Source organism: Kitasatospora sp. NPDC004272, assembly GCF_053603035.1.
Map to the genome: position 1 here is coordinate 1 of NZ_JBSGET010000289.1, position 1420 is coordinate 1420.

The 1420-nt window shown below is 56.4% G+C and carries 1 rRNA gene; it reads left to right on the plus strand.

What is annotated here, in order from left to right:
• Window positions 1–1418: ribosomal RNA gene (locus tag ACWEO5_RS38475) — 23S ribosomal RNA — on the plus strand; the annotation flags it as partial.
• Window positions 1419–1420 lie beyond the last annotated feature (2 nt).

The following is a 1420-nucleotide window of genomic DNA, read 5'->3' on the forward strand; positions in this document are numbered from 1 at the left end:
GGTAGGCAAATCCGCCTCACAATAGGCTGAGACCTGATGCCGAGCCGATTGTGGTGAAGTGGATGATCCTATGCTGTCGAGAAAAGCCTCTAGCGAGTTTCATGGCGGCCCGTACCCCAAACCGACTCAGGTGGTCAGGTAGAGAATACCGAGGCGTTCGGGTGAACTGTGGTTAAGGAACTCGGCAAAATGCCCCCGTAACTTCGGGAGAAGGGGGGCCATTGCTGGTGACGGGATTTTCTCCCCGAGCTGGTGGTGGCCGCAGAGACCAGCGAGAAGCGACTGTTTACTAAAAACACAGGTCCGTGCGAAGCCGTAAGGCGATGTATACGGACTGACGCCTGCCCGGTGCTGGAACGTTAAGGGGACCGGTTAGTCTGGTTTCGGCCAGGCGAAGCTGAGAACTTAAGCGCCAGTAAACGGCGGTGGTAACTATAACCATCCTAAGGTAGCGAAATTCCTTGTCGGGTAAGTTCCGACCTGCACGAATGGCGTAACGACTTCTCGACTGTCTCAACCACAGGCCCGGTGAAATTGCATTACGAGTAAAGATGCTCGTTTCGCGCAGCAGGACGGAAAGACCCCGGGACCTTTACTATAGCTTGATATTGGTGTTCGGTTCGGCTTGTGTAGGATAGGTGGGAGACTGTGAAACTCGGACGCCAGTTCGGGTGGAGTCGACGTTGAAATACCACTCTGGTCGTGCTGGATGTCTAACCTGGGTCCGTGATCCGGATCAGGGACAGTGTCTGGTGGGTAGTTTAACTGGGGCGGTTGCCTCCTAAAGGGTAACGGAGGCGCCCAAAGGTTCCCTCAGCCTGGTTGGCAATCAGGTGTTGAGTGTAAGTGCACAAGGGAGCTTGACTGTGAGACTGACGGGTCGAGCAGGTACGAAAGTAGGGACTAGTGATCCGGCGGTGGCTTGTGGAAGCGCCGTCGCTCAACGGATAAAAGGTACCCCGGGGATAACAGGCTGATCTTCCCCAAGAGTCCATATCGACGGGATGGTTTGGCACCTCGATGTCGGCTCGTCGCATCCTGGGGCTGGAGTAGGTCCCAAGGGTTGGGCTGTTCGCCCATTAAAGCGGTACGCGAGCTGGGTTTAGAACGTCGTGAGACAGTTCGGTCCCTATCCGCTGTGCGCGTAGGAGTGTTGAGAAGGGCTGTCCCTAGTACGAGAGGACCGGGACGGACGAACCTCTGGTGTGCCAGTTGTCCTGCCAAGGGCATGGCTGGTTGGCTACGTTCGGGAGGGATAACCGCTGAAAGCATCTAAGCGGGAAGCCTGCTTCGAGATGAGCACTCCCACCTCCTTGAGAGGGTAAGGCTCCCAGTAGACGACTGGGTTGATAGGCCGGATATGGAAGCCCTGTGAGGGGTGGAGTTGACCGGTACTAATAGGCCGAGGGCTTGTCCTCAG